The sequence below is a fragment of the Corynebacterium sp. KPL2861 genome (assembly GCF_040225475.1).
In the GTDB taxonomy this organism is placed as follows: Bacteria; Actinomycetota; Actinomycetes; order Mycobacteriales; family Mycobacteriaceae; genus Corynebacterium.
The window spans coordinates 287,710-311,955 of record NZ_JBEHFW010000001.1 but is presented as its reverse complement, the minus strand read 5'-3'; the positions used below and the strand labels follow the sequence as shown (position 1 = coordinate 311,955).

Genomic DNA, 24,246 nt, shown 5'->3' with positions numbered 1-24,246 from the left:
GTGCTGAACTGGCGAAACGCAGAGCCGAAAAAGAATTGAACATCAACTTTGTTGTAGGCCCCTCGCCGTTTATGGCGGACCGTTGTCTGAATCAAAGGGTGGCGAGCGCCTTGCGGTATTGACCGTGAGGAGCGTGAGTAGCCCGAAATCACACGGAAAACGCTTTGGTGAGCACGGGAACCGCAACGAGAAAGGTACACGGTCACTCATATGACTATGACTGATCCTATTGCCGACATGCTGTCGCGTGTGCGTAACGCAAGTAACGCACACCACGACGTCGTGTCGATGCCTACCTCCAAGTTGAAGGCAAACATTGCTGACATCTTGAAGCAGGAAGGCTACATCGCTGACTACACCGTTGAGGGTCACACCCTGTCCCTCGAGCTGAAGTACAACAACCGCGAGCGTTCCCTGTCTGGTCTGCGTCGCGTGTCTAAGCCGGGTCTGCGTGTGTATGCAAAGTCCACCGAACTGCCACAGGTCTTGGGCGGCCTGGGCGTGGCTATCATTTCCACGTCCCACGGTGTGCTGACTGACCGTCAGGCTGAGGAGAAGGGCGTAGGCGGAGAAGTTCTCGCCTACGTCTGGTAAAGGGAGGTTTGACACATGTCTCGAGTCGGTCTAGCACCGATCGCCGTACCAAACGGCGTCGAAATCAACATCAACGGCCAAGACGTTGAGGTCAAGGGCCCTAAGGGTACCCAGAGCGTAAACGTCCCGGATCCGATCACCATTAACGTGGAAGACGGCATCTTGACCGTTTCCCGCCCTGATGATCACCGCAAGCACCGTGCACTGCACGGCCTGTCCCGCTCGCTGCTCAACAGCGCCGTCATCGGCGTGACCGAGGGCTTCACCATCAAGATGGAAATCTTTGGTGTCGGCTACCGTGTGCAGCAAAAGGGCCAGGACCTGGAATTCAGCCTGGGTTATTCCCACCCGGTCCTCATCAAGGCTCCGGAGGGAATCACCTTCGCAGTGGACGGCAACACCAAGCTGTCCATTACCGGTATTGACAAGCAACTAGTCGGACAGATCGCCGCTAATATCCGTCGCCTGCGTAAGGACGATCCTTATAAGGGCAAGGGTATTCGCTACGAAGGCGAGCAGATCCGTCGCAAGGTCGGAAAGACGGGTAAGTAAGCAATGGCAAACACTGAAAACACGAAGCGCACTCCAGTCGGCAAGGACATTTCTTCTCGTCGTCGCGAAGCACGCGCACGCCGCCACTTCCGTATCCGTAAGACCCTGCGTGGCACCCCTGAGTCCCCGCGCTTGGTCCTGCACCGCTCTTCGCGCCACATGCACGTCCAGGTCATCGATGACTTGGCAGGCCACACCCTGGTTTCCGCATCCTCCATGGAAGCGGACATCCGTGCATTCGAGGGCGATAAGAAGGCAAAGGCTGCCAAGGTGGGCGAACTGATTGCTGAGCGCGCCAAGGCCGCTGGCATTGAGCAGGTCGTCTTTGACCGCGCAGGCTACAAGTACCACGGCCGCGTCGCTGCGCTGGCAGACGCCGCACGTGAAGGTGGTCTGAAGTTCTAATGATCATCGTCAACGGAAACATCAACGGAAGGATCGCGTAATGTCGGACCGTGAACAGCGTGACGGCGGACGCTCCGCCGAGAACAACAAGAACAACCGCGGCGGCAACGGCCGTCGCAACGATCGTCGTAACCAGCAGGACAACGAGCGCGATAAGTACATCGAGCGCGTTGTGACCATCAACCGCGTCTCCAAGACCGTTAAGGGCGGCCGCAACATGTCCTTCACCGCTCTCGTCGTCGTTGGTGACGGCCAGGGTCAGGTAGGCGTTGGCTACGGCAAGGCTAAGGAAGTTCCGGCTGCAATCCAGAAGGGTGCAGAAGAGGCTCGCAAGAACTTCTTCCGCGTACCTATGGTTGCCGGCACCATCACCCACCCGGTCGAGGGTCGCGACGCAGCGGGCATCGTCATGATGAAGCCCGCCGCTCCTGGTACTGGTGTCATCGCCGGCGGTGCTGCTCGTCCAGTGCTCGAATGCGCTGGCGTGCAGGACATTCTGTCGAAGTCCCTGGGCTCCGACAATGCACTCAACGTCGTCCGCGCTACCGTGGACGGCCTCAAGCAGCTGGTTCGCCCCGAAGAGGTTGCCGCACGCCGTGGCAAGTCCCTCGAAGAGGTCACCCCGGCCCGTATGCTGCGCAAGCGCGCAGGTCAGGAGGCATAAACAATGGCTCTGAAGATTACACAGGTAAAGGGCCTGGTGGGCACCAAGCCGAACCACCGCAAGAACATTGAGGCTCTGGGCCTCAAGCGCATCGGTCAGTCCGTAGTTAAGCAGGACACCCCGATTATCCGCGGTATGGTTCACAAGGTTCGCCACCTGGTCACCGTCGAAGAAGTGGCAGGGGAGTAAACCATGGCTGATATCATCAAGCTGCACGACCTGCGCCCAACCGCAGGAGCAAATAAGCCCAAGACCCGCGTCGGCCGCGGTGAGGCATCCAAGGGTAAGACCGCTGGTCGCGGTACCAAGGGCACCGGCGCTCGTAAGCAGGTTCCCGCTGCTTTCGAGGGTGGACAGATGCCCATCCACATGCGTCTGCCTAAGCTCAAGGGATTCAAGAACCCGAACCACGTTGAGTACCAGGTTGTTAACGTGGCTGACTTGGCCGAGAAGTTTGCCGATGGCGGCGACATCACCGTCGCTGACATCGCAGCTGCTGGCTTCGTCCGCGCTAACCAGCCGGTCAAGGTTCTGGGCAGCGGCGACATCAACGTTAAGTTGAACGTCACCGCAGACAAGTTCTCCAAGTCCGCTGTAGAAAAGATTGAGGCTGCTGGCGGTTCCGCCAACACCAAATAATCTGGACTAGAGAATAGCTACACCCCCTTTCCTCGCACTTTATGTGCGGGGCGAGGGGGGGCGTTGTCGATCTGTGGGGACGTATGCATAGCAGTGGTAGTGTTATCACAGTAAACACTCATTGCTATTAGCTAGGAGTCTGCTATGTCGTCCATTTCTTCATTCCTTGCCGCTATTATCTCCGCTGCGCTGGCGCTCGCCGGCTCCACCGGACCCGTCGACGCAAACCCGCAGCTGTCTCAGCCGGATAACACTGAGACCGCGCAGGTGGCCCAGGCGCAGTAGTCGCTAGCTCTTGGGCCTCATAGTCGCCCCGGGATCGGCTCAAAGCTACACAAAGGGTGGAACGCTTTCACGAGCGTTCCACCCTTATGTGGTTTTGGGTCCGTCCTAGGCCTCGTCCACGGTCTTTTCAAAAAGCCCTGGGAAGCGGTCATCGGGGTCCGTTACGGCCTTGATGGCATCGGGGAGTTTCCCACCATAGAGCTCCTCGAACCGCTCGCGGGAGTAGAAGGCCTCGGAGTACAGCGACTTGTGGCCGCCTAAGTCATTGACCTTCTCTTCAATGACGCGGTTGAACGCGCCATTGCCGGGGGCGCTGGGATCGACGTGATCGCCATCTACACCGGACCAGAAGCCGACGTTGACCCACGTCTTGCCAGGGCGCAACGGGTACAGCGGCCAGGGGTCCTGGGACTCGGCGGCAATATCGCCGGTGCCCACGAGATCGCCCACGCCATCGCGCAGGCGGATGGGGCAGAGCCATACCGGTTGGATATCGGAGGCCTGGAAGAACCAGTGGAGGAACTCCGGAAGGTTTTCCGGGGTGACCTCGATATCCTGGACCACGCGCTCGGCGCGCGGCTTGCCGTGTGGCTTTTTGATGAAGTTATACTCCAACTCGTACTTTCGGTCCAAGCGCACCAGCTTCCAATAGAAGGAGCTGCGGCGCAGCTCGCGCGGCCAGACCTTGCGCACCTTGGGGTTCTGGGCGCCAAAGGCCCGGGAGCACCAGAACCAGTCAGTATCCCAGCGCCAGATATAGTCGCGGATGGTAAGTCGGTCGCGCCGCATGCCCTGGGCGTGCTGCAGGCTGCGGTAGTAGATCTTATCCCGCGTGTAATCGGAGGTAGGGCCCTCCTCATCGGTAAAGCGCGCGAAGACGAGGTAGGCCTCGTCCTCGGAGAAGACCACGCCGTCTAGGCCATCGACGGTCTGACCCTCGTGGGTGTGGTTGACGGAGACATCGGCAAGCACGCGGCTTGCCTCTTCTACCGAGTGGAAGCGCTGCTCGCGCAGCTCCACGTAGGGCGGGACCGGCTCGAGCTCGATCTTGAGGCGCACCGCGTAGCCCAAAGAACCATAGGAATTGGGGAAGAGGCGGAAGAGGTCTACGTTTTGCTCGCGCGAACAGGTAAGAATCTCGCCGGTGCCGGTGAGGATGTCCATCTCGATGACGGACTCGTGCGGCAGGCCGTTGCGGAAACTGGTGGACTCCACGCCCATGCCGGTGACCGCGCCGCCCAGGGTGATGGTTTTTAGCTGCGGAACCACAAACGGCATAAGGCCGTGCGGCAAGGTGGCATCGACCAAGTCCTCGTAGGTGCACATGCCCTGCACATCGGCGGTGCGGGCGAGGGGATCGACCTCGATGACCCCGCCTAGGCCGGAGACGTCGAGGCCTACCTGATTCTCGCTGCGGCCGCGGAAGAGGTTAGAGGTTTTCTTGGCCAGGCGCACGCGCTTGCCTGCGGGGACCTCGCGGAAGCTGCGCAGCAAGGCGTCTACGCCGGCGCGGTGGGCCTGCCAGCCCACAGGCTCGATGCGCACGGCGTCGACGGGGCGCGGCTGCAGGGCAGAAACGCGCTCGCGTAAGTGATCCAAAAGGGTCATTTGGGCTCCTTTTAAAAGCGGCTGTCTTCCCACCAACGGCGCTCAGGAACGCCGGCGCGGGAGCCGGCCTCACCGAGCTTGATGCCCAAGAAGTGGTAGAGGTTAATGATATTGCGCTCGAAGCCCCACTCCGAGCCGGCCATGTAGATGCCGTAGAGGCGGGCGGTGGGCAAGCCGACCAGATCGCAGGCCTCTTCCCAGTTTTCCTTCAAGTTCTCGCACCATTCGTGCAGGGTGCGCATGTAATCAAAGCGCAAGGACTCGGTGTGGAAGACCTCGAAGCCATTGTCCTGCATGGCCTTGGTGACGTTGCCAGAGCCGGTGAGCTCGCCATCGGGGAAGATATAGCGGTCGATGAACCCGCCCTTGGGTGTCTTGTGGTTATCCGGGTAGGTGATGTTGTGGTTCAACATCAACCCGCCGACCTTGAGCTTGCTGTACATGAACTTGAAGAAGTCATTGTAATTCTGCACGCCGATGTGCTCTATGATGCCGATGGCGGAGATGGCATCGAAGCCTTGTTCTTTGACATCGCGGTAGTCCATGAAGCGGACCTCGGCCAGATCCTGCAGGCCTTCTTCTTCGATCTTTTTTTGGCCCCACTCGGCCTGCTCTTGCGACAAGGTCACGCCGATGGATTTCACGCCGCGGCGTGCGGCGTAGCGCACCATGCCTCCCCAGCCACAGCCCACGTCCAGGTGGGTGTCGCCTTCCTTTAGGCGCAGCTTGTCAAAGATGAGGCGGTACTTGTTTTCCTGTGCCTCCTCCAACGTGGCATCCGGGGTGGGGAAGTAGGCGCAGGTATAGGTCATGGAATCGCCCAAGAAGAGCTCGTAGAAGTCATTGCCCACGTCGTAGTGATCAGAAATGACGTCAGCATCGCGCTCCTTGGAGTGCTTAGACAGGCCGTCGTGCAGCTTACGGCGCAGCCAAGAGGCGCGCTCTACCTCAGGCACCGGCTGGATGTGGAAAGCACCCATGGAAGCAAGCGAACGAATCACGCGCGCCATGTCCTTGGCGCTGGGTTTTTCAAACTTGTCATACATCACGTGCAGGGCGTTGAAGATGCCGTACGGGTGGGCGGGGTGCTCACCTTCTACAGAGATGCCATCGGTGACGTAGGCGCGGGCGAATCCGACGTCGCCTGGGTGGGTGGCGATATAAGCAAGTCCGCCAAGGCTATTGATGGTGACCTTGTATTCGGCATCGACAGGGCCGGTGGCCGAGCCATCAAAGGCCTCCCAGCGGAACGGGTTGGGACTAGGGATGAAGACGTCGATGATCTCAGCAACGGTCATCGGCGTGAATTTTTTGCTCATTTAGACTTCTTTCGCAATGTTGGGTTCACACCAATAACGACCTTGGTGTTTAGGGACCGCAAGGCCGGAATACTACGGGTAGAAAATTGCGCAGGGCAATAATTAACATGGTAAACCCCTTGCGGAATAAGCGCGAAAGAAAAGGCAATCATTGTCACATAATGCGGGTTAGATGTGGCTCGCAGTTATATGGCTGGTAGGGTTATGGGGTCAAAAGTGTTCCACCGTTCCTTTGGGACTCCTTGTCTTTACTTCATAACGCCGTGTGAGAAAGATGTGGAGCCCTGAGGGGGCCAACGAGTGTCCACCTCCGTGTGTTGCTGCAATAAGAATCCTTAAGATTCGCGTGTGGCAGTGACAGCGGTAGGCCAGGAGGATTTTGTAGTGTCCGCCATTTTGCAGGCTTTTAAGGATGCCGACCTACGCAAGAAGATCGTCTTCACCGTCGTGATGATCATTGCGTACCGCATCGGTGCACAGATCCCGTCGCCGGGTGTAGATTACGCGTCAATTGCAGGACGCTTGCGTCAACTGACAGAGGAATCAGGAGACCTGTACTCCGTGATTAACCTGTTTTCTGGTGGCGCCCTATTGCAGCTGTCGATCTTCGCCATCGGCATCATGCCCTACATTACGGCTTCCATCATTGTGCAGTTGCTGACCGTGGTTATCCCGCGCTTTGAGCAGCTGAAGAAGGAAGGCCAGTCTGGGCAGGCAAAAATGACCCAGTACACCCGCTACCTCACGCTCGCCCTGGCACTGCTGCAATCCTCCGGCATCGTCGCATTGGCGGACCGTGAGCAGCTGCTGGGCCAGGGCGTGCCGGTCTTGGCGGAAGACCGCAACTTCTTCACCCTCATCCTGCTAGTGGTGACGATGACCTCCGGCGCCGTCCTCGTGATGTGGATGGGCGAGCTGATTACGGAAAAGGGCATTGGCAACGGTATGTCCCTGCTCATTTTCGCCGGCATTGCTACGCGTCTGCCTACCGATGGCATGAACATTCTGCAGAACAACGGCGGCATGGTCTTTGCCATGGTGCTGGCCGGCCTTATTGTCTTGGTCGTCGGCATTACCTTCATCGAGCAGGGCCAGCGCCGCATTCCGGTGCAGTACGCCAAGCGTATGGTGGGCCGTCGCCAGTACGGTGGTTCTTCCACGTACCTGCCGCTCAAGGTCAATCAGGCCGGCGTTATTCCGGTCATCTTCGCCTCCTCGCTGATTTACATGCCGGTGCTGATCACGCAGATCGTCAACTCCAGCTCCGTGGACACCCCGGATAACTGGTGGCAGCGCAATGTGATTGCGCACCTGCAGGCGCCGTCGTCCTGGCAGTACATCGTCTTGTACTTCCTGCTGACCATCTTCTTCGCATACTTCTACGTTTCGGTGCAGTACGACCCCGCAGAGCAAGCCGATAACATGAAGAAGTACGGTGGCTTCATCCCAGGCATTCGCCCGGGCCGCCCGACCGCGGAGTACCTCGGCTTTGTCATGAACCGCCTGCTGAGCGTCGGTGCACTGTACTTGGCGTTGATCGCCATCTTGCCTAATATCCTTTTGGACCTCGGCGTCGGCCACTCTTCTGCCAACGGCACCTCCGCCTTTGGTGGTACGGCCATCTTGATTATGGTCTCCGTTGCGTTGACCACGGTCAAGCAAATTGAATCCCAACTTCTCCAATCCAACTACGAAGGACTACTGAAATAATGCGTCTTGTACTTCTCGGCCCTCCCGGTGCTGGCAAAGGCACCCAGGCAGCAATCCTGAGCGAAAAGCTTGGTGTCCCGCACATCTCCACCGGCGATCTCTTCCGCGCCAATATTGGCGAGGGCACCCCGCTCGGGATTGAGGCGAAATCCTATATTGACGCCGGCAAGCTCGTGCCTACCGATGTCACCGCGCGCATGGTAGAAGAGCGCCTCGGCCAAGACGACGCCAAAAACGGCTTCCTCTTGGACGGTTTCCCGCGCACCACCGAGCAGGCCGATATCTTGGAAGAACTATTGTCCAAGAAGGGCGAAAAGCTCGACGGCGTATTGAACTTCGAGGTGTCTGAAGACGTTGTTGTTGAGCGCATGATGGCCCGTGGCCGCGCCGACGATAATGAAGAAACCATCCGCACCCGCCTCGGCGTTTACCGCGAAGAGACCTTCCCGCTCATCGAGCACTACGGCGATGCCATCATCCCCATTAAGGCAGAAGGATCCGTCGAAGAGATCAACGCCCGCGCCATGGAAGCACTGGGCAAGTAGTGGCTTTTCGGCGCCGCACCAAGCGCATCCCCGCCCGCACCGCAGGTGAGCTGGATGCTATGCAGGCGGCTGGCGAGATCGTCGGCAAGGCGCTGCAAGCAGTCCGCGCTGCGGCGGCGCCAGGGGTGAGCACTCTCGAGCTCGATGCGGTGGCGGAACAGACCATCCGCGATGCCGGTGCCACCCCTACCTTCAAGGGCTACGAGGGCTTTCCGGGCTCCGTTTGTTCCTCCGTCAACGATGTCATCGTGCACGGCATCCCGGATGCTAAGACGGTGCTTGCCGATGCCGACCTCGTCTCCATCGACTGCGGTGCCACCCTCGATGGGTGGGTAGGAGACAGCGCATGGTCCTTTCCCATCGGCGAACCCGATCCGGACGTTGCGGCATTGAACGCGGCGACCGAATGGGTGCTGATGGAAGGCCTGCAGGCGATGGTCCCGGGCAACCGCCTGACGGATGTCTCCCACGCCCTGGAGCAGGCGACTTACCGCGCCGAAGAAAAGTTCGGCGTATCCCTCTATATCGTGGACGGTTATGGTGGTCATGGAATTGGCCGGACCATGCACGAAGAACCCTACTTGGAAAATGAGGGAAAGCCTGGCCGCGGTCCCCTCATTCAAGAGGGCTCTGTACTGGCCATCGAACCCATGCTCACCTTGGGCACCGTCGATAGCGCGGTGCTAGAAGATGACTGGACAGTGGTCACACTCGATGGCTCCACTGCCGCCCACTGGGAGCATACGGTAGCCGCGACGGCGGACGGCCCACGCATTCTCACTAGGCGCTCTTGATATACATTCCTAAAAATCGCCTCTTAAACTAGGCGATAATCCCCTGAAAGGTTTATACTCACCACTATGTCTAAATTCAGCCTCCGCAAGTTAAGTGCCACCGTTGCTGCACCAGCAGTGGCTGGTGTCATGGCATTGAGCACCATTGCCGGTGCCCCGGCAGCTTCTGCTCAGCAACTCCCTAATCTTGATCAGCTCACCGCGCAGGCCCAGCAGCAAGTTGATAACTTCCAGGGCCAGACCCGTGACCAGGCATGGCAGACCCGTACTGACATCCTGGATCAGGCTGAGAAGTACGCCCCAGAACTGGCACCGAATGTACAGTCCGCAGTGGATAGTGCACTGGAATTCCTTTTCCCGGGCCTAGTTGCGCAGAAGAACGAGGAAGCACGCCAGGCTCGCGAGGATGCTGAGCGCGCACACGCACAGCAGGTTGCGGAAGAAAAGGCGAAGGCTGAAGAAGCGGCGCGCCGTGCGGAGGAGCAGCGCCGCGCTAACGAATTCGACCGTGGCTCCTGCCCAGCAGACGCCAAGATCTGCGTCGACCTTGATGGCCGCCGCACCTGGTTGCAGGAAGGCGGCGAGGTTTCCTACATTTCCCCATCCATGTCCGCTGGCATGGTGGGTGAGGAAACCCTGCGCGGCACCTTCCACGTTAATCGCAAGGTGAAGGACGAGATCTCCCGCGAGTTCAACAACGCGCCGATGCCGTACTCCATCTACTTCACCAACAACGGCCACGCTTTCCACTTGGACAACACCAACGTTGACTCCAACGGTTGCGTCCACCTGCCGTACGATGCAGCAGTTCGCTACTGGAACGATGTCCAGATTGGCGACAAGGTCTACATCTACTAATTCGGTGTAGCTCACCGCGTGAGCGCACCCCGCCCTCGTGCTCGGTTCCGCAACTTGGAACTGAACGCGAGGGTATTTTTAGTTTTGTTCCAGGTTGAGAAATTAGGAAAGTGCGTACGGTTTGGAAATCGTGTCGCTGCAGCGTATGCTGGTTTGACGGTGTATAGCGCCAGTAGGTCTGGTTGGCTTGCACCACCGCAGTAGACAACAAACATGCAGGTGACAGGTACTTGTCTGTCGCCAGAAAAGTAGAGGTTATGGCTAAGGAAGGCGCAATTGAGGTAGAGGGTCGCATCGTCGAGCCTCTGCCAAACGCAATGTTCCGTGTCGAGCTCGACAATGGGCACAAGGTTCTTGCACACATTTCCGGTAAGATGCGTCAGCACTACATCCGCATCCTCCCGGAGGATCGCGTCGTCGTAGAGCTGTCTCCTTATGACCTGACCCGCGGACGCATCGTCTACCGCTACAAGTAAACACAGTCAGCCTCCTCACCCAAGGGCGAAGCATGACTTTGTCCTGTACACCTCAGGCTACGGTGGCCTGAGCCCGCACTGGTAAGTAACCCAAGGACTCCCGGCACGGTCCGGGCGAAGCGTTGCATGGAGCGGGACGGATGGGGAGAAAACCGCCGTAACAACCCGAAAGGACACGCCTTATGGCACGTCTAGCTGGTGTTGACCTCCCACGCAATAAGCGTATGGAGGTCGCTCTCACCTACATCTACGGCATCGGTCCAACCCGTGCCAAGGAATTGCTAGAAAAGACTGGCATTTCTCCTGACCTGCGCACCGACAACCTGGATGATGAACAGGTTTCGGCACTGCGTGACGCAATTGAAGGCTCCTGGAAGGTAGAGGGTGACCTCCGCCGCCAGGTTCAGGCTGATATTCGTCGCAAGATTGAAATCGGAAGCTACAAGGGTCTGCGCCACCGTCGCGGTCTGCCAGTACGCGGTCAGCGTACGAAGACCAACGCGCGTACTCGTAAGGGCCCGAAGAAGACGATCGCAGGAAAGAAGAAGTAGTTCATGCCTCCAAAGACTCGTTCCGGCGCACGCCGTTCCGGCCGTCGCGTCGTCAAGAAGAATGTGGCTCTGGGCCACGCATACATCAAGTCCACCTTCAACAACACCATCGTCTCGATCACCGATCAGACCGGTGCTGTTATCTCCTGGGCATCCTCCGGCCACGTTGGCTTCAAGGGTTCCCGTAAGTCCACTCCGTTCGCTGCGCAGATGGCCGCTGAAAGCGCCGCACGCAAGGCAATGGACCACGGCATGAAGAAGGTTGACGTATTCGTCAAGGGTCCGGGCTCCGGCCGCGAGACCGCCATCCGTTCCCTGCAGGCTGCAGGCCTTGAGGTTTCCTCGATCACGGATGCAACTCCACAGCCGCACAACGGCTGCCGTCCGACCAAGCGTCGCAAGGTTTAAGGGAAGGAAAGAGGTAAGAAAATGGCTCGTTACACTGGCCCCGCTACCCGCGTATCCCGCCGTCTTCGCGTCGACTTGGTCGGCGGAGACATGGCATTCGAGCGCCGCCCGTACCCTCCGGGACAGGCTGGCCGCAACCGCATCAAGGAATCTGAGTACCTGCTGCAGCTCCAGGAGAAGCAGAAGGCAAAGTACACCTACGGTGTGCTGGAGCGTCAGTTCCGCCGCTACTACACCGAGGCTAACCGCCTCCCAGGCAAGACCGGTGACAACCTGGTCATCCTTCTGGAAACCCGCCTGGACAACGTAGTTTACCGCGCAGGTCTGGCACGCACCCGCCGCCAGGCACGCCAGCTCGTTTCCCACGGTCACTTCACCGTGAACGGCAAGAACATCAACATCCCGTCCTACCGGGTTACGCAGTACGACATCATCGATGTCCGCCCGCGTTCCCAGAAGATGGAATGGTTCGAAGACGCTCAGGACGCTCTTATCGATGTCAACGTACCGGCATGGTTGCAGGTCGTTCCTGATACGCTGCGCATCCTCGTGCACCAGTTGCCCGAGCGCGCTCAGATCGACATTCCGCTGCAAGAGCAGCTCATCGTCGAGCTTTACTCGAAGTAAACTGTTATACCGCACGGCCCTTCAAGGCCACGCGGTCCATCAGGAATCTTCAACCTCAAGATTTTTACCCCCTCTACCGGCGTCAAATAGCGGTCGCCGAAAAGGAGAATTGCAATGCTCATTTCCCAGCGTCCTCAGCTCACCGAGGAATTCATCGACTCGTCTCGTTCCAAGTTCGTCATCGAACCGCTCGAGCCGGGCTTTGGCTACACCCTCGGTAACTCGCTGCGTCGCACCCTGCTGTCGTCCATCCCGGGCGCAGCGGTAACCTCCATCAAGATTGATGGTGTGCTCCACGAGTTCACCACCATCAACGGTGTGAAGGAAGACGTTTCCGAGATCATCTTGAACATCAAGAGCATGGTCCTGTCCTCCGACTCCGATGAGCCGGTGGTTATGTACCTGAGCAAGGAAGGCCCTGGCGATGTCACCGCTGGCGATATCCAGCCGCCGGCTGGCGTGGAGATCCACAACCCGGATCTGCACATCGCTTCGCTGAATGACACCGCTAAGCTGGACATTGAGCTCGTCGTCGAGCGCGGCCGTGGCTACGTCCCGGCTGCCGCAACCTCTGGGGAAATCGGCCGTATTCCAATCGACCAGATTTACTCTCCAGTACTGAAGGTCTCCTACAAGGTCGAAGCTACTCGTGTTGAGCAGCGCACCGACTTTGACAAGCTGACCATCGACGTCGAAACCAAGAACTCGATTTCCGCCCGCGATGCCCTGGCTTCTGCCGGCGGCACCTTGGTCGAACTCTTCGGCCTGGCACGCGAGCTGAACAACGCAGCCGAAGGCATCGAGATTGGTCCCTCCCCGCAGGAGACCGAGTACATCGCCGCCTACGGCATGCCTATCGAGGACTTGAACTTCTCCGTTCGCTCCTACAACTGCCTGAAGCGTCAGGAAATCCACACCGTCGGCGAGCTTGCAGAATGCACCGAGTCCGACCTGCTGGATATCCGTAACTTCGGTCAGAAGTCGATTAATGAGGTAAAGATCAAGCTGGCTAACTTGGGCCTTGCTCTGAAGGATACCCCTGAGGACTTCGACCCCACCCAGCTCGAGGGCTACGACGCAGAAACCGGTGACTTCAAGGACCCGGCTGCGGACGATTCCGAGTAAAGAATCACCCTGAACTGCGGCACTCGTTGCCGCGCGCTCAACTTTTACCGCACACGAGGAGTAAACAATGCCTACCCCGAAGAAGGGTGCCCGTCTCGGTGGCTCCGCCAAGCAGCAAGCTCACATGCTGAGCAACTTGGCAGCTAGCCTGATCGAGCACGGCGCCATCAAGACCACCGATGCCAAGGCGAAGGTTCTTCGCCCGTACGTCGAAAAGATCATCACCAAGGCTAAGTCCGGCACAATCGCTGACCGCCGCGCAGTGCTGAAGCTCATCCCGCGTAAGGATGTTGTTTCCCACCTGTTCGACGAGGTTGCACCGAATTTTGAGAACCGTGAGGGTGGCTACACCCGCACCATCAAGCTGGACAACCGCACCGGTGACAACGCCCCGATGTCCCAGATCTCCCTCGTTCTTGAGGAGACCGTGACCTCCGAGGCTAACCGCGCTACCCGCGCTGCCGCTTCCAAGGCCGCTGAGGCTGAAGAGGCTCAGGCAGACGAGGCTGCAGAGACCGAGGCTCCGGCCGAGGACACCGCTGCTGAGGAGTCCGAGGAGAAGTAATCTCCCTCGGCCACTGAATCCGCGCCGGACCTAACGCCGTGCGTGGATTGCAGTTCCTACTCGCAGAAGTAGCGCACAATCGCCGCCTTCCCATTCTCTTTACGAAGAGACGGGGAGGTGGCTTTTGTCGTTTTGAACTTGGAACCTCAGGTACTTGGTCCCGCCCCCTCGTCCCGCTCCCCTCGTCCCGCTCCGCCATGCAGCAGACCACGCACTCTCCGTTTCTTGGCGCCCTAGGCACAACCTCCGATGCGCAAGCTCCTATGTGCATCCTCCTCTGCGCAACCTCCTCTGCGATAACTGAGCAAATGTGGCCCTCAGATATTGCATTTTCTGCTCAAAACGAACAGGGGAGGTGTAGCAGGAGAGGTTGCACATTTCGGGAACCCGCCGATGCCTCCGGTAGCATTAGGTTCACCATGACTGAAGCAGCACCGATCTCATATGAGAGACCAGCGGAAGGATTCGTTCGGCTCCGGTTGGATCTGGCCTATGATGGCACCGATTTCCACGGCTGGGCCAAGCAAAAGGGCGGACTGCGCACCGTTCAGGGCGTGCTCGAGGAGCAGCTGGCAATGATCGCTCGCACGGAGGTACCGCTGACGGTGGCCGGGCGTACTGATGCGGGCGTCCATGCGCGCGGGCAGGTGGCGCACGTGGATGTGCCGCTGGAGATGCTGGAGCAACGGTCCGTAGCAAATGATCCGGGGAAGTTGGTGCGCAGGCTTGCAAAGCTGTTGCCGGAAGACGTCCGGGTGCACGGCTGCGAATTCGCGCCAAAGGGTTTTGATGCCCGATTCTCCGCGCTGCGCAGGCATTATGTGTACCGGATAACCACCAGCCAGCGGGGTGCGCTGCCGACTCGGGCGCGCGATACTGCCGAATGGTTTAAACCGGTAGATATCGATGCCATGCAGGATGCAGCCACCGCACTGGTGGGCCTGCACGATTTTGCGGCATTTTGCAAGGCCAAGCCGAATGCCACCACCATTCGCGAATTACAGGAATTTAGCTGGCGGGATGTATCGACGCCGGAGGAACCGCAGCTCTTTGAAGTCCGCGTAGTCGCGGATGCATTCTGTTGGTCGATGGTCCGCTCCTTAGTAGGTTGTTGCTTAATCGTTGGCGAAGGCCGCAGGGACGTCGACTTTGCCGCGGCCTTGCTACAAGAGACAAAACGCTCCTCCCGCATCCCGGTGGCGCCGGCGAAGGGTCTGTCCTTAGTCCAGGTGGATTACCCGAAACCGGGCGGAATGTCCGCGCGGGCTGATGTGACGCGGGAAAAGCGCACCGTTGAGTAACCCCGCGCTGCCAAGTGGCAGGGCCGTGGCGCCTACGCTAGCCTGAAGCCTGGGTTTATTTAGATTTTCGGGGAATTTTCGGGGGGAAATTCATGGCACGTCCATTGCCAACGACCAAGGCCCAAGTCTCGGGCCATAAATTTTTACGCCGCCGCGTGGAACACGGGCTCGTGTTGGGGGATACCCGCATGATCCACGATCCGCTGGCCCGCCGCCGCAAGGCGATGATGTTCGGCGGAGTAGGCGTGGCCTTTTTGGCGGTCGGTTCTGGCCTTTTGGCCTGGTTGCAGCCGAGCCCGCAGCCGGGGGATGCACCGATCGTGCGCTCGGAGCAGGGCCAGCTCTTCGTGGACGTCAACGATACGTATCACCCCGTCTACAACCTCTCTTCCGCGCGAATTATCGCCGGCGAGGCGGCCGAGGCGCAGACCATTGGGGACGAGCATTTGCGCCAGGCCTCGTTGGGCACGCCTGTGGGGATTTCGGATGCGCCCGGGTATCTAGCTGCGCCGGGCGAGGCACCGCAGCGCTCGTGGGCGGCGTGCCTTGCCGGGCATGATGAACAGCCCGCGGATAACCCCACCAGCATCGATGGCCAACAGGTAGCCAAAGAGGAGGTCATCGTGGTGGCGGATCCGCCACAGGAGGGCTTTGGGGAGAAGCGCGCCGCGCTCGCAGAAATGGATGGCACGCAGTGGCTGCTCACCGCAGACGGGCGCGTGCGCTTGCCCGATGCGCAGAGCACGGAGGGCCGCGTCATTCGCCGGGGGATTGGCATTGACGGGAGCACCCATGCCTGGCCCGTTCCCGCGGAGTTGCTCAATGCCTTTGCGGAACAGCCGCTGCTGACGTTCCCGGATCCGCTGCCAGACATCATGGACACCGGGCAGGGCCAGTGGGCCCGGACGGACGACGGCGTGGCGGAGCTCTCCGCCACCCAGGCAGACATGCTGGTTAGCTACGGCGCAACGCGCGTGGAGGCCACCCCGCACGAGGTAGGCGCGCTTGCCGATGCCCCCTTAAACTTCCGCCTGCCCACCACCACCTTCGACTTCGTTGGCCCAGATGAAGGCTGGATGTGCGCCGATAGTGAGGGCGGTGCAGCGATGGTGACAGAGAACCCCGGGACGGTAGCGCTCGCAGGAGAGGGCATAGCGGATCGCTTTGGTGGGCTATCGGCAGGCGGAGTCGGCGTGGATACCGGTCATGGCTACCACGTTGTCTCGCCTACTGGGCAGCGCCATGCAGTCGATAACGAAGAACTCTTGGAGGCCCTCGGCACCGGCATCGGAGCCGAGGTTCCGTGGGAAATCATCCGGCTATTGCCAGAGGCATCGCGCTTGGACCGAGACGAAGCGCTACAGGTCAGCCGCTAGGCGGTGCTAGCCCGCACCGCGCTCGGTGTTCACGCTGAAAAGCACGAGCGGTAGAACCTACGCCGACTTACTCTGCCTTCGGTCGGCGTAGCCCACGGGCAACCGCCAGGCCGGTCAGCAGCAGGACTAACCCGCCGAGCACCCACCCGGTCCGGCTCGCCGCCGGGGAGTGCTCGTCTTTGCTTGTTGGGATAGTCAGATCGCGCGCGGGCGCGGCGTACTCGCCATCGATATGGGTAAGGGCGGCGAGCGGATCGATGAAGCCGTTACCGGGCTCACCGGCAGAAAGCAGCCGTTGGCGTATATCGGCGGCGCTGGCGTCTGGGTAGCGCTCGGCTAATAGGGCGGCGGTGCCGCTGACCACCGGGGCTGCGAACGAGGTGCCGTGGAACTGCGACAGGGAATCCTCTTGGTCCTTCCCGTCTGCCCACCCACCGGCGGGGTTCAGCGCTAACGGTATAAATCCGTGGGCGGATAGTTGTGGGCCATCGGCGGGCGTGAGCGAGTATTCCGCAAGCGCGTGGGCATCTTCTTGGGCGCTAATGGATAATACGGTCGGTGAATCTGCGGGAAAGACGTGGTCGCCTTCTTCGCAGATACCGGAGGAAATATTGCCAGAGGCAGCGATGACTACGGCACCGGCATCTTCCGCGCGGTCAAGTGCCTCATCTAAGCGCGAGCTATCGATGCGCTGCGCGGTCTTCTCTGGGACGCAGGACACGACGGAAATGTTGATCACCCGGGCGTTGTCCTCCACAGCATGATCGATGGCGCGGGCCAGCGTATCGAGCGAACCGGTGGTGCTGTCTTCATCGGCGTTCCCGGCCGTGTCATCGTACTGACGATAATGCGCGCTGGTTTGGCGGATGGCGCGAACCTCGGCGCGCGGAGCGATGCCAATATCGTGGCCTGCGATGATGCCAGCTACGACGGTGCCGTGCAGGTCGCAATCCCGGTGCGGATCCGGTTCTTCTGGAGTGACCAAGTCCGCACCCGCAGTGAGATTCGGCAGTTGTTCGTGGTGGGCAACCCCGGTATCGATGACGGCTACCGTGACACCCTCGCCCGTGGCAAAGGAGTGCAGCTGGGAGCGGTAGGCGCGCTGGTCCTCGGAAGGTTCTGGCGCTAGGGGAGAAGGATGCGCGGTGGCGCATTCCCGGTCCGGTTCTCGTGCGGTTGCAGCGGGAGCTGCTGCGATGAAGCCGCCGGTTCCGGCGAGGACACACGCGGTGAGGGCACAAGCAGCAAGCCTTGAACCGCCGCTGAAACCAGGTTGTGCGGAAGAATGACGCGAGCGGTTGTGGTGCATTATCCCAGCCCCCGAATGAGCTCGAAGATCCCGGCGAGGTGCGCGGCAAGCGGCAGGCAGGCGGCGATGGTGAGGGACTCAATGCGTTCGAACCAGGCGATGGTCGTCGGCTCCACCTCGCTCATTTTGGCCGTCCACAGTGGGGCGCTTAGCATCGCGGCAAGCAGGAGGGCCGCAACCACCGTTGGCGCCCAAGCGCCGGCAAGCCCATCTGCGGCAATCGCATGCACGGCGCACAGACAGGCGGTGAGGCAGGCAATCATGGCGACGAGCATGAGCGCCCAGCTGGCAAGGACGCGCCCGTGACGCGCGGCGTGCATGACCACCGTTCCGGCAACAGAGACGCAGAGCGCTTGGACGAAGCCGAGCCCGGTTAAGCCGGTGCCGAAAAGCACGGCGATGCGAGAACCGATGGTAGAAGCAGCGGACCCCGCCTTATCTACGGCGCCGTCTGTGGCCACGAGCGTGCCCGTGCCGGTGAAACTGAGCGCGATGAGCGCTGGAATGAGGCAGAGCGCGATTCCGCAACAGATGCCTTCGTAGGCGTACCCGGCGCGGGTGGCGCGATCTGCCACGTCGGGCTGGCGCTCATCCGAGACGGCGAGGTCTTGGCCCGCGGTGGGCAATTGCGGCACCTTGAGCCCTGCGGTGGCGATGGTTAGCGCGGGGGCGGTGGCAAGCAAAATGACTCCCGCGATAACGGTGCCCGCGGCCGCTGCGGTGCCGTGGCTCGTGCCGATGCCGGAATTGCCACTCAGCCCGGGAAGCAGATAGCTCACGGCCGCGATGAGCACTAACCCGGCGATGGTGAGCGCGCCGGAGGTTATCCGTACGGTGCTTAGCCGGGTGAGGTGGCAGGCTAATAAGGCCACAAGCAGCGTGGCACTGGCGGTGAGGGCGGCATAGGGGGCATCGGCAAGCGCGGGCGAAATAAGCGCCCATCCGCTTGCAGCCCCCGCAGTCAGGGCGAGCATGACAAGGGATAGCGCTCGCGTCCACAGGGCGAGCACGAAGGCCGCGACGGCAAGCCCGGCGCAGGCCACCGCCGGGTACGAGAGGACCCAGGCCACGGCGAAGGCAGCGGCAAGCCCGGTCCACGCCCAAACGATGGGAATGGCAGAGGTGGTGTCGTCGTGGCTCTGCGCGGCAAGGGATTCGGCGGCATCGCGGATGACGGGCGCGGGCCGCTCCTCGCGCGGGGCGAGCACCAGGATGGAGCCTTCCGCAAGCGGCGTGGCGGCAAGCGGTGCGGTGAGGTCGATGGCGCGCCCGGAGGCCGTGCTGGCGCGCCACGGCGAGGCGATCGCGGGTGCATCGACAAGGTCAGTAAGTTCTGCCATGAGCTCGCCGAGGCTGGAGCTTAACGGCAATGCTACGTCTGCTTCCTTGTGGAAGGAATCTGCATGGATGCGGATGGTAAGGCGCAGGTGATGCGCCGTTGGAGCGGTCATAATTCCCCCGAATTGTCTCATGATTGTGGGCGTCCCCCTTGCCCAATGCCACATATTGTGGCTTACTGGTGGCGTCGTGTCCACCGCAGCGCGGGGAATCTTGGCAGGGGGCCAAGAGCGCTAAGCGTGTGGATCGGGGGAGGATTTTACCCATGCTTGGGATCAGGGAAACCCACATCGTGGAGCCATTGACCGTGCCGCTCAGGGACGCGCCACCGCCGCTTCCCACCGGCACCATCGAGGCAGAAGAAGTTCCAGAAGCGGTGCGCCCACAGCCGGTGCCCTTGGTGCGCTTGCTACTACCCATCGTGATGATTGCCGCAATGTTGGGCATGGTGGCGCTGATGGTGCTGGGCGCGGGCGACTCGCGGCATATCAGCCCGGTATCCCTGATGTTTCCGCTCATGATGCTGGCCAGCATGGCCATGATGTTTGGGCCACAAAATAGCGGGCAGGACCCGGATGAAACCCGGCGGACCTACTTGCGCCACATTAAGGCGCTGCGGGAAAAGGCCCTGGATAATGCCGGTGCGCAGCGCGCGCACGAGCTATACCGGCACCCGGATCCTGCGGGGTTGGAACCGTTGGTGGGCTCGCGGCGCATGTGGGAGCGCGGGCCCGATGATCCGGATGCCTTGGAGGTGCGCGTGGGCACCGGTCCCACCACGTTGTGCACACCCATCAACGTGCCGGATTCCGGCGCGACCGAGGACCTGGACCCGGTCTGCGCGGTGAGCATGCGCCAGGCCATCAAGGCGGTGGGCACCGTGCCCGATATGCCGGTGGTTATCCAATTGCAGGCCTTTAGGTTTTTATCCTTTACCGGCGATAATGCCCGCGATACGGTGCGCGCCCTCGTCATGCAGTTAGCCCTGGCGCACGGTCCCGAGACCATCGGAATCGAGGCCATCGGCGGCGAGTGGGAGTGGCTAAAATGGCTGCCGCATACCCGGGAGCCAGACAAGGCGCGGTTTCGCATTGTGCTTGTCGATGCCCTCCTGACCACCGGCACCGAAGAATTCTTCCACGGCGATTCTTATACCACTGTCATTGAAGTAGGCGGTGCACCATCGTCCGCGTTGAGCCTGCGTGCGGAACAAGAAGGCTTGTGCCTCGTTGCGGCGGATACCCTGCAGGCGGTCACGGCCGCGGGCGTGGAAGAACTGGGTACACCCGATTATTTGGGCACTGCCGCGGCCACGATTATGGCCCGCCGGATGGCGGTCTTTCGCCGACCCGATAGCACCTCTGGGCGCCGGGGCAATGATTTGCTGGGGCTGCTCGGCTACAGCGGCGTGGATGAGTTGGCCGCTAGCGGCATGTGGCACGGACGCGATGGCGCCTCGCGGCTCATGGTGCCCATCGGCATCGATTCCATTGGGCAGCCGGTGACCGTGGATCTCAAAGAATCCGCGCATGGGGGAATGGGTCCACATGGCCTGTGCATCGGAGCAACGGGTAGTGGTAAATCTGAGCTCCTGCGCACCCTAGTGACCGCACTGGCCGCCACGCATAGCCCGGATGAGCTCAATCTGGTACTGGTGGATTTCAAGGGCGGTGCGACCTTCCTAGGCTGTGACCGCCTGCCGCATACCTCCGCGGTCATTACCAACCTTGAAGAGGAATCTACCCTGGTAGAGCGCATGTATGATGCCATTTCCGGGGAGATGAACCGCCGCCAAGAACTCCTGCGCACCGCGGGAAACTTTGCCAATGTAGGCGAGTACAACGCCTCTGCGGATGCCGTGCGTAACTACGGCCCCTTACCGGCGCTGATCATCGTCGTGGACGAATTTTCCGAGCTCTTGGGCCAGCACCCGGACTTCGCCGAGCTCTTCGTTGCCGTGGGGCGCTTGGGGCGCAGTCTCCACGTGCACCTGCTTTTGGCCTCCCAAAGGCTGGAGGAAGGGCGCTTGCGGGGACTGGACTCCCACTTGTCCTACAGAATCGGTCTTAAAACCTTTTCCTCTGCCGAATCCCGCCAGGTCCTTGGCGTGACCGATGCCTACCACCTTCCCGGCCAACCCGGCGCCGGCTACCTGAAATCCGATGCCGAGGATCTCACCCGGTTTCAGGCCTCCTACGTATCAGGGCCGCTCGCGCGCCGGGCTGCGACTAGCACGGGGATGCACGCGGCCACGGGCCAGGACGGCAACCCCGCGGGCCCGCCGCGCCGGGTGGAGCTTTTTACAGGCTGGGCGCAGGACGATGCCGCTGCACAGAATTCGCCCACGGTGGTGATGGATGAATCCACATCGGTGCTTACCGAGGTGGTTCGCGCCGCCGGCGAGGAAGCCGCCGCGCGTGGCCAGGAGGCCCACCGCATTTGGTTGCCACCGCTGCCACCGGTCATCGAGCTTTCGTCCCTCGATAGGGAGGGCGCGGAGTCCACCGCAGCGGAACTGTCCGCGCCGATTGGGATTATCGATAGGCCTTACTACCAGCGCCAAGACCAATTAGTCATCGACTTTCACCAACACGGCGGCCACCTTGCACTGTGCGGGGGACCGCAATCCGGCAAGTCGGGCGCGCTGCGCACGATAGTCTCGTCCCTGGCGCTCAACCGGCGGCCGGAAGATATTCGCTTTTATGTCATCGACTTGGGCGGTGGGCAGCTAGCCGCCCTGGACCGGCTACCGCACGTTGCCGGGGTAGCCGGGCGCGAAGAAGGCGAAAAGATCCGCCGCATCGTCGATGAGGTTGCCGGGTTTATCCGCCGGCCGGAATCGCGCGAGACCTTCTTGATTATCGACGGCTGGCACCACATTGGCCCGTCCAATGCGGAGTTTGAGGATTTAGCTGAATCCATTACGGATATCGTTGCTGATGGCGCCTCCGCCAATGTCCACGTCGTCATCGCGACCTCCCGGTGGACCACGATGCGCCCGACAATTAGGGATCTCATTGCGAACCGCCTCGAGCTGCGCTTAGGTGAGTCGCTCGATTCGCTTATTGACCGCAAGCTGCAGCAAAAACTGCCCAGCGCCCCGGGCAGGGGGCTGACACAGGCCGGCGAAAATATGCTGCTCGCGCATACCTCGAATCAAGATATCGCCCATATCTGCCGCGTGCATGCTAACGCCGTTCCCGCCCCGCAGTTGAAGATGCTGCCCGCGGTACTAACCCCAGAGGCGCTCGCCGCCCATGGCGAAGCCCCCACTGGTGGCATCCCGTGGGGCATCGGCGGGCGCGATCTTTCCACCTTGGCGTGGAATCCGGAGTGCGAACCGCACCTGGTTGCCATCGGCGCCCAGGGCTGTGGCAAGTCCAACTTCTTGGCGCAGGTCATGCGTGGGGTTAGCGGCCTTCCGCGGGAGGAGACGCGGCTGGTGGTCATCGATCAGCGCCGTGCTCACCTGGGCACGCTGGATCAAGACATGGTGGCGGCCTATGCTGCGACGCAATCCAGTGCGCAGGAGGAAATCGTCAATACCGTTCGCACGCTGGAACAACGCTTGCCGGGGCCAGATATCACCCCAAAGCAGCTCGCCGCCCGCGATTGGTGGGAGGGCCCAGATATCTATGTGGTGATCGATGATGCGGACCTGGTCAGCGATATCGCCCTCGCGCCCTTGATCGATCTTCTGCCGCACGCGCGGGACATCGGCTTGCACATGGTCATCGCCAGAAAATCCGGCGGCATCGGCCGGGCACTGTTCGGCCAATTCTTTTCCGCGGTGCGCGACCTGCAACCCGCGTTCCTGCTTTTCGATGCCGACCGCGACGAAGGCGCCATCTTCGGGCTAAAGCCCAGCCACCAGCCGCCCGGGCGCGGGCAGTGGAGCATCCGCGGCGAAAACTTGGGAATCGCCCAGGTGGTTTACGGGGAAGGAAAAGAATAAATGTCTACAGAAACACCTGTCTCCGCACCAACGGCAACGATTACGGTGACCGTTATGGATTCGGCCACCATCTTTGAAGGCCCGGAAACCGTGTACCGCTACGATCTCGCCGGAACAGGCATCGTAGAAGGCAAGGCTTTAGGCCACGTCATGGACCAGATCGCGAAAATCGCTGGATCCGCCTGGCCGGACGTGGACGTATCCGTCATCGCAGATCCTTCTGGCACCGCCATCTCCCGGGAAGCCGTCACCATTGTGAAGCGCCAGCTCGATGTAGCCGGCGCCCGCCAGCGGCAGCAGGATGTACCGCACGCACCGGAATCAACGCCAGCACGGGGTACTGAATCGGTTGCGGGCCCCCCAGAATCCGCGCCCACCGCCCAAATGGATATTCCCATGGAACGCCCGGAAGCGGTTCCGGAAACAGGGGCCGAACCCAGAGCCGGAGCCGCAACTGGAACTGGCGCGCGAGCAGGCAAGGGGCAGGAAACAGGCACGCGGTGGGGCGATAAGCTGCGCGGCTGGATAGGTGCCATCGACATGTTCCACGTCGCAATCGTCGTGGTGATCCTTGCCGTCATCGGTGCCTCGTGGTGGGCTATGGGTGCGAATGCGTCTAATGATGAGGACGAAGGCGAGGCCGGAACCATCGCTGGAGGTACCACCACTGCAAGCGGCACCGAATCCGTGCCGACGGACGAATCTGGTGGTGGCAGCGAGGACAACGCGGACGCGCCTGGCGACGCGGGTGGCGATGGCGGGCTCAACCCTGGCGAAAAACGCCTCGATATTGAAGGGCTCTCCGTTGTCCTTCCCACCGGTTTTCAAGCCACCGTGGAGGAAGGACTGGTGACCGCCACAGGAGAAGACCCTGATTTACGGATCCTCTTAGCGGCGGACTCGCTTTTTAACGTGCCAGCTAGGGCGCTCTTTGAAGAAATCAAAGCGCAGGTTGATAAGGATCCGGAACTGCGCGATGTATCCGAGGACGCAGGGCGTCTGCACTATGTAGAAGACCCCGGCGATGGCTCCGTTGTGGAATGGACCATCTGGGAAGAGACCGGGCACCACATGTCGGTGGGGTGTCATACCCGCCATAACGCCAATGCCGTGCAAAAAGCAGCGTGCCGGATGGCCACCGAATCCCTGAGCAAGAAATAAACAGAAAAGTTTTTAACATCCCGGGAACCATATAGGCCTGAGCGCAGTCCAATAACGGTGAGAAAGCACAGAAGCTTTTTC

The 24,246-nt window shown here is 60.7% G+C and carries 25 protein-coding genes; 21 read left to right on the top strand and 4 right to left on the bottom strand.

Annotated features, from left to right (window positions below):
• The first annotated feature begins 210 nt into the window (after positions 1 to 210).
• From rpsH to ABRP84_RS01430, 7 genes are all read left to right on the top strand, one after another.
• On the top strand, positions 211 to 594 hold the full coding sequence (rpsH, locus tag ABRP84_RS01460; RefSeq protein ID WP_005276990.1) for a 30S ribosomal protein S8: 384 nt from the start codon (positions 211 to 213) through the stop codon (positions 592 to 594).
• A 15-nt stretch (positions 595 to 609) separates the two neighbouring features.
• The gene (gene rplF / locus ABRP84_RS01455; RefSeq protein ID WP_023025203.1) at positions 610 to 1,146 is read left to right on the top strand and encodes a 50S ribosomal protein L6; all 537 of its coding nucleotides are present in this window, start codon (positions 610 to 612) and stop codon (positions 1,144 to 1,146) included.
• Positions 1,147 to 1,149: 3 nt separating this feature from the next.
• Entirely contained in the window at positions 1,150 to 1,551 is a 402-nt protein-coding gene (gene rplR, locus ABRP84_RS01450; RefSeq protein ID WP_023025204.1) for a 50S ribosomal protein L18, read from the top strand.
• Between the two features lie 40 nt (positions 1,552 to 1,591).
• Positions 1,592 to 2,215 (top strand): 30S ribosomal protein S5, encoded by a 624-nt coding sequence (gene rpsE, locus ABRP84_RS01445; protein WP_023025205.1) that lies wholly within the window; start codon positions 1,592 to 1,594, stop codon positions 2,213 to 2,215.
• A gap of 3 nt (positions 2,216 to 2,218) precedes the next feature.
• Complete coding sequence (gene rpmD, locus ABRP84_RS01440; protein ID WP_005276997.1) at positions 2,219 to 2,404, top strand: 50S ribosomal protein L30; 186 nt, start codon at positions 2,219 to 2,221, stop codon at positions 2,402 to 2,404.
• Between the two features lie 3 nt (positions 2,405 to 2,407).
• A complete protein-coding gene (rplO, locus tag ABRP84_RS01435; protein WP_349852294.1) occupies positions 2,408 to 2,854 on the top strand; it encodes a 50S ribosomal protein L15 in 447 nt (148 codons plus the stop codon).
• A 144-nt stretch (positions 2,855 to 2,998) separates the two neighbouring features.
• Positions 2,999 to 3,139 (top strand): hypothetical protein, encoded by a 141-nt coding sequence (locus ABRP84_RS01430; RefSeq protein WP_284639917.1) that lies wholly within the window; start codon positions 2,999 to 3,001, stop codon positions 3,137 to 3,139.
• 105 nt (positions 3,140 to 3,244) lie between these two features.
• On the opposite strand, the gene ABRP84_RS01425 is transcribed toward ABRP84_RS01430, so the two are convergent.
• The gene (locus ABRP84_RS01425) at positions 3,245 to 4,747 is read right to left on the bottom strand and encodes an FAD-binding oxidoreductase (RefSeq protein ID WP_349852292.1); all 1,503 of its coding nucleotides are present in this window, start codon (positions 4,745 to 4,747) and stop codon (positions 3,245 to 3,247) included.
• 11 nt (positions 4,748 to 4,758) lie between these two features.
• Complete coding sequence (locus tag ABRP84_RS01420) at positions 4,759 to 6,066, bottom strand: class I SAM-dependent methyltransferase (protein WP_349852290.1); 1,308 nt, start codon at positions 6,064 to 6,066, stop codon at positions 4,759 to 4,761.
• Between the two features lie 384 nt (positions 6,067 to 6,450).
• On the opposite strand from ABRP84_RS01420, the gene secY reads away from it, so the two are divergent.
• The 12 genes from secY (at position 6,451) to eccB (ending at position 16,402) form a co-directional block, all read left to right on the top strand.
• Positions 6,451 to 7,776, top strand: a complete 1,326-nt coding sequence (gene secY, locus ABRP84_RS01415; RefSeq protein WP_349852340.1) for a preprotein translocase subunit SecY — start codon at positions 6,451 to 6,453, stop codon at positions 7,774 to 7,776.
• On the top strand, positions 7,776 to 8,321 hold the full coding sequence (locus ABRP84_RS01410) for an adenylate kinase (protein WP_349852287.1): 546 nt from the start codon (positions 7,776 to 7,778) through the stop codon (positions 8,319 to 8,321). The genes secY and ABRP84_RS01410 overlap by 1 nt, the downstream gene beginning before the upstream one ends.
• Positions 8,321 to 9,115, top strand: coding sequence for a type I methionyl aminopeptidase (gene map, locus ABRP84_RS01405; protein WP_349852285.1), 795 nt, complete (start codon positions 8,321 to 8,323; stop codon positions 9,113 to 9,115). The genes ABRP84_RS01410 and map overlap by 1 nt, the downstream gene beginning before the upstream one ends.
• Before the next feature lie 66 nt (positions 9,116 to 9,181).
• Positions 9,182 to 9,973, top strand: coding sequence for a L,D-transpeptidase (locus ABRP84_RS01400; RefSeq protein WP_349852283.1), 792 nt, complete (start codon positions 9,182 to 9,184; stop codon positions 9,971 to 9,973).
• Positions 9,974 to 10,230: 257 nt separating this feature from the next.
• Complete coding sequence (infA, locus tag ABRP84_RS01395; protein WP_003854422.1) at positions 10,231 to 10,449, top strand: translation initiation factor IF-1; 219 nt, start codon at positions 10,231 to 10,233, stop codon at positions 10,447 to 10,449.
• A gap of 182 nt (positions 10,450 to 10,631) precedes the next feature.
• Complete coding sequence (gene rpsM, locus ABRP84_RS01390; protein WP_023025213.1) at positions 10,632 to 11,000, top strand: 30S ribosomal protein S13; 369 nt, start codon at positions 10,632 to 10,634, stop codon at positions 10,998 to 11,000.
• 3 nt (positions 11,001 to 11,003) lie between these two features.
• The gene (gene rpsK, locus ABRP84_RS01385; protein WP_005277076.1) at positions 11,004 to 11,408 is read left to right on the top strand and encodes a 30S ribosomal protein S11; all 405 of its coding nucleotides are present in this window, start codon (positions 11,004 to 11,006) and stop codon (positions 11,406 to 11,408) included.
• 21 nt (positions 11,409 to 11,429) lie between these two features.
• Positions 11,430 to 12,035 (top strand): 30S ribosomal protein S4, encoded by a 606-nt coding sequence (gene rpsD / locus ABRP84_RS01380; RefSeq protein ID WP_349852281.1) that lies wholly within the window; start codon positions 11,430 to 11,432, stop codon positions 12,033 to 12,035.
• Between the two features lie 114 nt (positions 12,036 to 12,149).
• Complete coding sequence (locus ABRP84_RS01375) at positions 12,150 to 13,160, top strand: DNA-directed RNA polymerase subunit alpha (RefSeq protein WP_005277080.1); 1,011 nt, start codon at positions 12,150 to 12,152, stop codon at positions 13,158 to 13,160.
• A gap of 67 nt (positions 13,161 to 13,227) precedes the next feature.
• On the top strand, positions 13,228 to 13,725 hold the full coding sequence (gene rplQ / locus ABRP84_RS01370; RefSeq protein ID WP_023025214.1) for a 50S ribosomal protein L17: 498 nt from the start codon (positions 13,228 to 13,230) through the stop codon (positions 13,723 to 13,725).
• A gap of 419 nt (positions 13,726 to 14,144) precedes the next feature.
• Entirely contained in the window at positions 14,145 to 15,026 is an 882-nt protein-coding gene (truA, locus tag ABRP84_RS01365; protein ID WP_349852279.1) for a tRNA pseudouridine(38-40) synthase TruA, read from the top strand.
• Positions 15,027 to 15,118: 92 nt separating this feature from the next.
• Positions 15,119 to 16,402: a type VII secretion protein EccB gene (eccB, locus tag ABRP84_RS01360; protein ID WP_023025216.1), complete on the top strand. Its 1,284-nt coding sequence runs from the start codon at positions 15,119 to 15,121 to the stop codon at positions 16,400 to 16,402.
• Positions 16,403 to 16,469: 67 nt separating this feature from the next.
• On the opposite strand, the gene ABRP84_RS01355 is transcribed toward eccB, so the two are convergent.
• On the bottom strand, positions 16,470 to 17,711 hold the full coding sequence (locus ABRP84_RS01355) for a S8 family serine peptidase (RefSeq protein ID WP_349852276.1): 1,242 nt from the start codon (positions 17,709 to 17,711) through the stop codon (positions 16,470 to 16,472).
• Positions 17,711 to 19,162: a ubiquitin family protein gene (locus ABRP84_RS01350; RefSeq protein ID WP_349852274.1), complete on the bottom strand. Its 1,452-nt coding sequence runs from the start codon at positions 19,160 to 19,162 to the stop codon at positions 17,711 to 17,713. The genes ABRP84_RS01355 and ABRP84_RS01350 overlap by 1 nt, the downstream gene beginning before the upstream one ends.
• Positions 19,163 to 19,314: 152 nt before the next feature.
• Here ABRP84_RS01350 and eccCa point away from each other — a divergent pair, with 152 nt between their 5' ends.
• Together eccCa and ABRP84_RS01340 are read left to right on the top strand one after the other, a co-directional pair.
• Complete coding sequence (gene eccCa, locus ABRP84_RS01345) at positions 19,315 to 23,004, top strand: type VII secretion protein EccCa (RefSeq protein WP_349852272.1); 3,690 nt, start codon at positions 19,315 to 19,317, stop codon at positions 23,002 to 23,004.
• Positions 23,005 to 24,165: a type VII secretion-associated protein gene (locus ABRP84_RS01340; protein WP_349852270.1), complete on the top strand. Its 1,161-nt coding sequence runs from the start codon at positions 23,005 to 23,007 to the stop codon at positions 24,163 to 24,165.
• Positions 24,166 to 24,246 lie beyond the last annotated feature (81 nt).

Excerpts from the sequence above, each read along its gene's own strand:
- rpsH (WP_005276990.1), top strand. The coding sequence starts at position 211 with ATGACTATGACTGATCCTATTGCCGACATGCTGTCGCGTGTGCGTAAC.
- rplF (WP_023025203.1), top strand. The coding sequence starts at position 610 with ATGTCTCGAGTCGGTCTAGCACCGATCGCCGTACCAAACGGCGTCGAA.
- rplR (WP_023025204.1), top strand. The coding sequence starts at position 1,150 with ATGGCAAACACTGAAAACACGAAGCGCACTCCAGTCGGCAAGGACATT.
- rpsE (WP_023025205.1), top strand. The coding sequence starts at position 1,592 with ATGTCGGACCGTGAACAGCGTGACGGCGGACGCTCCGCCGAGAACAAC.
- rpmD (WP_005276997.1), top strand. The coding sequence starts at position 2,219 with ATGGCTCTGAAGATTACACAGGTAAAGGGCCTGGTGGGCACCAAGCCG.
- rplO (WP_349852294.1), top strand. The coding sequence starts at position 2,408 with ATGGCTGATATCATCAAGCTGCACGACCTGCGCCCAACCGCAGGAGCA.
- ABRP84_RS01430 (WP_284639917.1), top strand. The coding sequence starts at position 2,999 with ATGTCGTCCATTTCTTCATTCCTTGCCGCTATTATCTCCGCTGCGCTG.
- ABRP84_RS01425 (WP_349852292.1), bottom strand. The coding sequence starts at position 4,747 with ATGACCCTTTTGGATCACTTACGCGAGCGCGTTTCTGCCCTGCAGCCG.
- ABRP84_RS01420 (WP_349852290.1), bottom strand. The coding sequence starts at position 6,066 with ATGAGCAAAAAATTCACGCCGATGACCGTTGCTGAGATCATCGACGTC.
- ABRP84_RS01410 (WP_349852287.1), top strand. The coding sequence starts at position 7,776 with ATGCGTCTTGTACTTCTCGGCCCTCCCGGTGCTGGCAAAGGCACCCAG.
- ABRP84_RS01400 (WP_349852283.1), top strand. The coding sequence starts at position 9,182 with ATGTCTAAATTCAGCCTCCGCAAGTTAAGTGCCACCGTTGCTGCACCA.
- infA (WP_003854422.1), top strand. The coding sequence starts at position 10,231 with ATGGCTAAGGAAGGCGCAATTGAGGTAGAGGGTCGCATCGTCGAGCCT.
- rpsM (WP_023025213.1), top strand. The coding sequence starts at position 10,632 with ATGGCACGTCTAGCTGGTGTTGACCTCCCACGCAATAAGCGTATGGAG.
- rpsK (WP_005277076.1), top strand. The coding sequence starts at position 11,004 with ATGCCTCCAAAGACTCGTTCCGGCGCACGCCGTTCCGGCCGTCGCGTC.
- rpsD (WP_349852281.1), top strand. The coding sequence starts at position 11,430 with ATGGCTCGTTACACTGGCCCCGCTACCCGCGTATCCCGCCGTCTTCGC.
- ABRP84_RS01375 (WP_005277080.1), top strand. The coding sequence starts at position 12,150 with ATGCTCATTTCCCAGCGTCCTCAGCTCACCGAGGAATTCATCGACTCG.
- rplQ (WP_023025214.1), top strand. The coding sequence starts at position 13,228 with ATGCCTACCCCGAAGAAGGGTGCCCGTCTCGGTGGCTCCGCCAAGCAG.
- truA (WP_349852279.1), top strand. The coding sequence starts at position 14,145 with ATGACTGAAGCAGCACCGATCTCATATGAGAGACCAGCGGAAGGATTC.
- eccB (WP_023025216.1), top strand. The coding sequence starts at position 15,119 with ATGGCACGTCCATTGCCAACGACCAAGGCCCAAGTCTCGGGCCATAAA.
- ABRP84_RS01355 (WP_349852276.1), bottom strand. The coding sequence starts at position 17,711 with ATGCACCACAACCGCTCGCGTCATTCTTCCGCACAACCTGGTTTCAGC.
- ABRP84_RS01350 (WP_349852274.1), bottom strand. The coding sequence starts at position 19,162 with ATGACCGCTCCAACGGCGCATCACCTGCGCCTTACCATCCGCATCCAT.
- eccCa (WP_349852272.1), top strand. The coding sequence starts at position 19,315 with ATGCTTGGGATCAGGGAAACCCACATCGTGGAGCCATTGACCGTGCCG.
- ABRP84_RS01340 (WP_349852270.1), top strand. The coding sequence starts at position 23,005 with ATGTCTACAGAAACACCTGTCTCCGCACCAACGGCAACGATTACGGTG.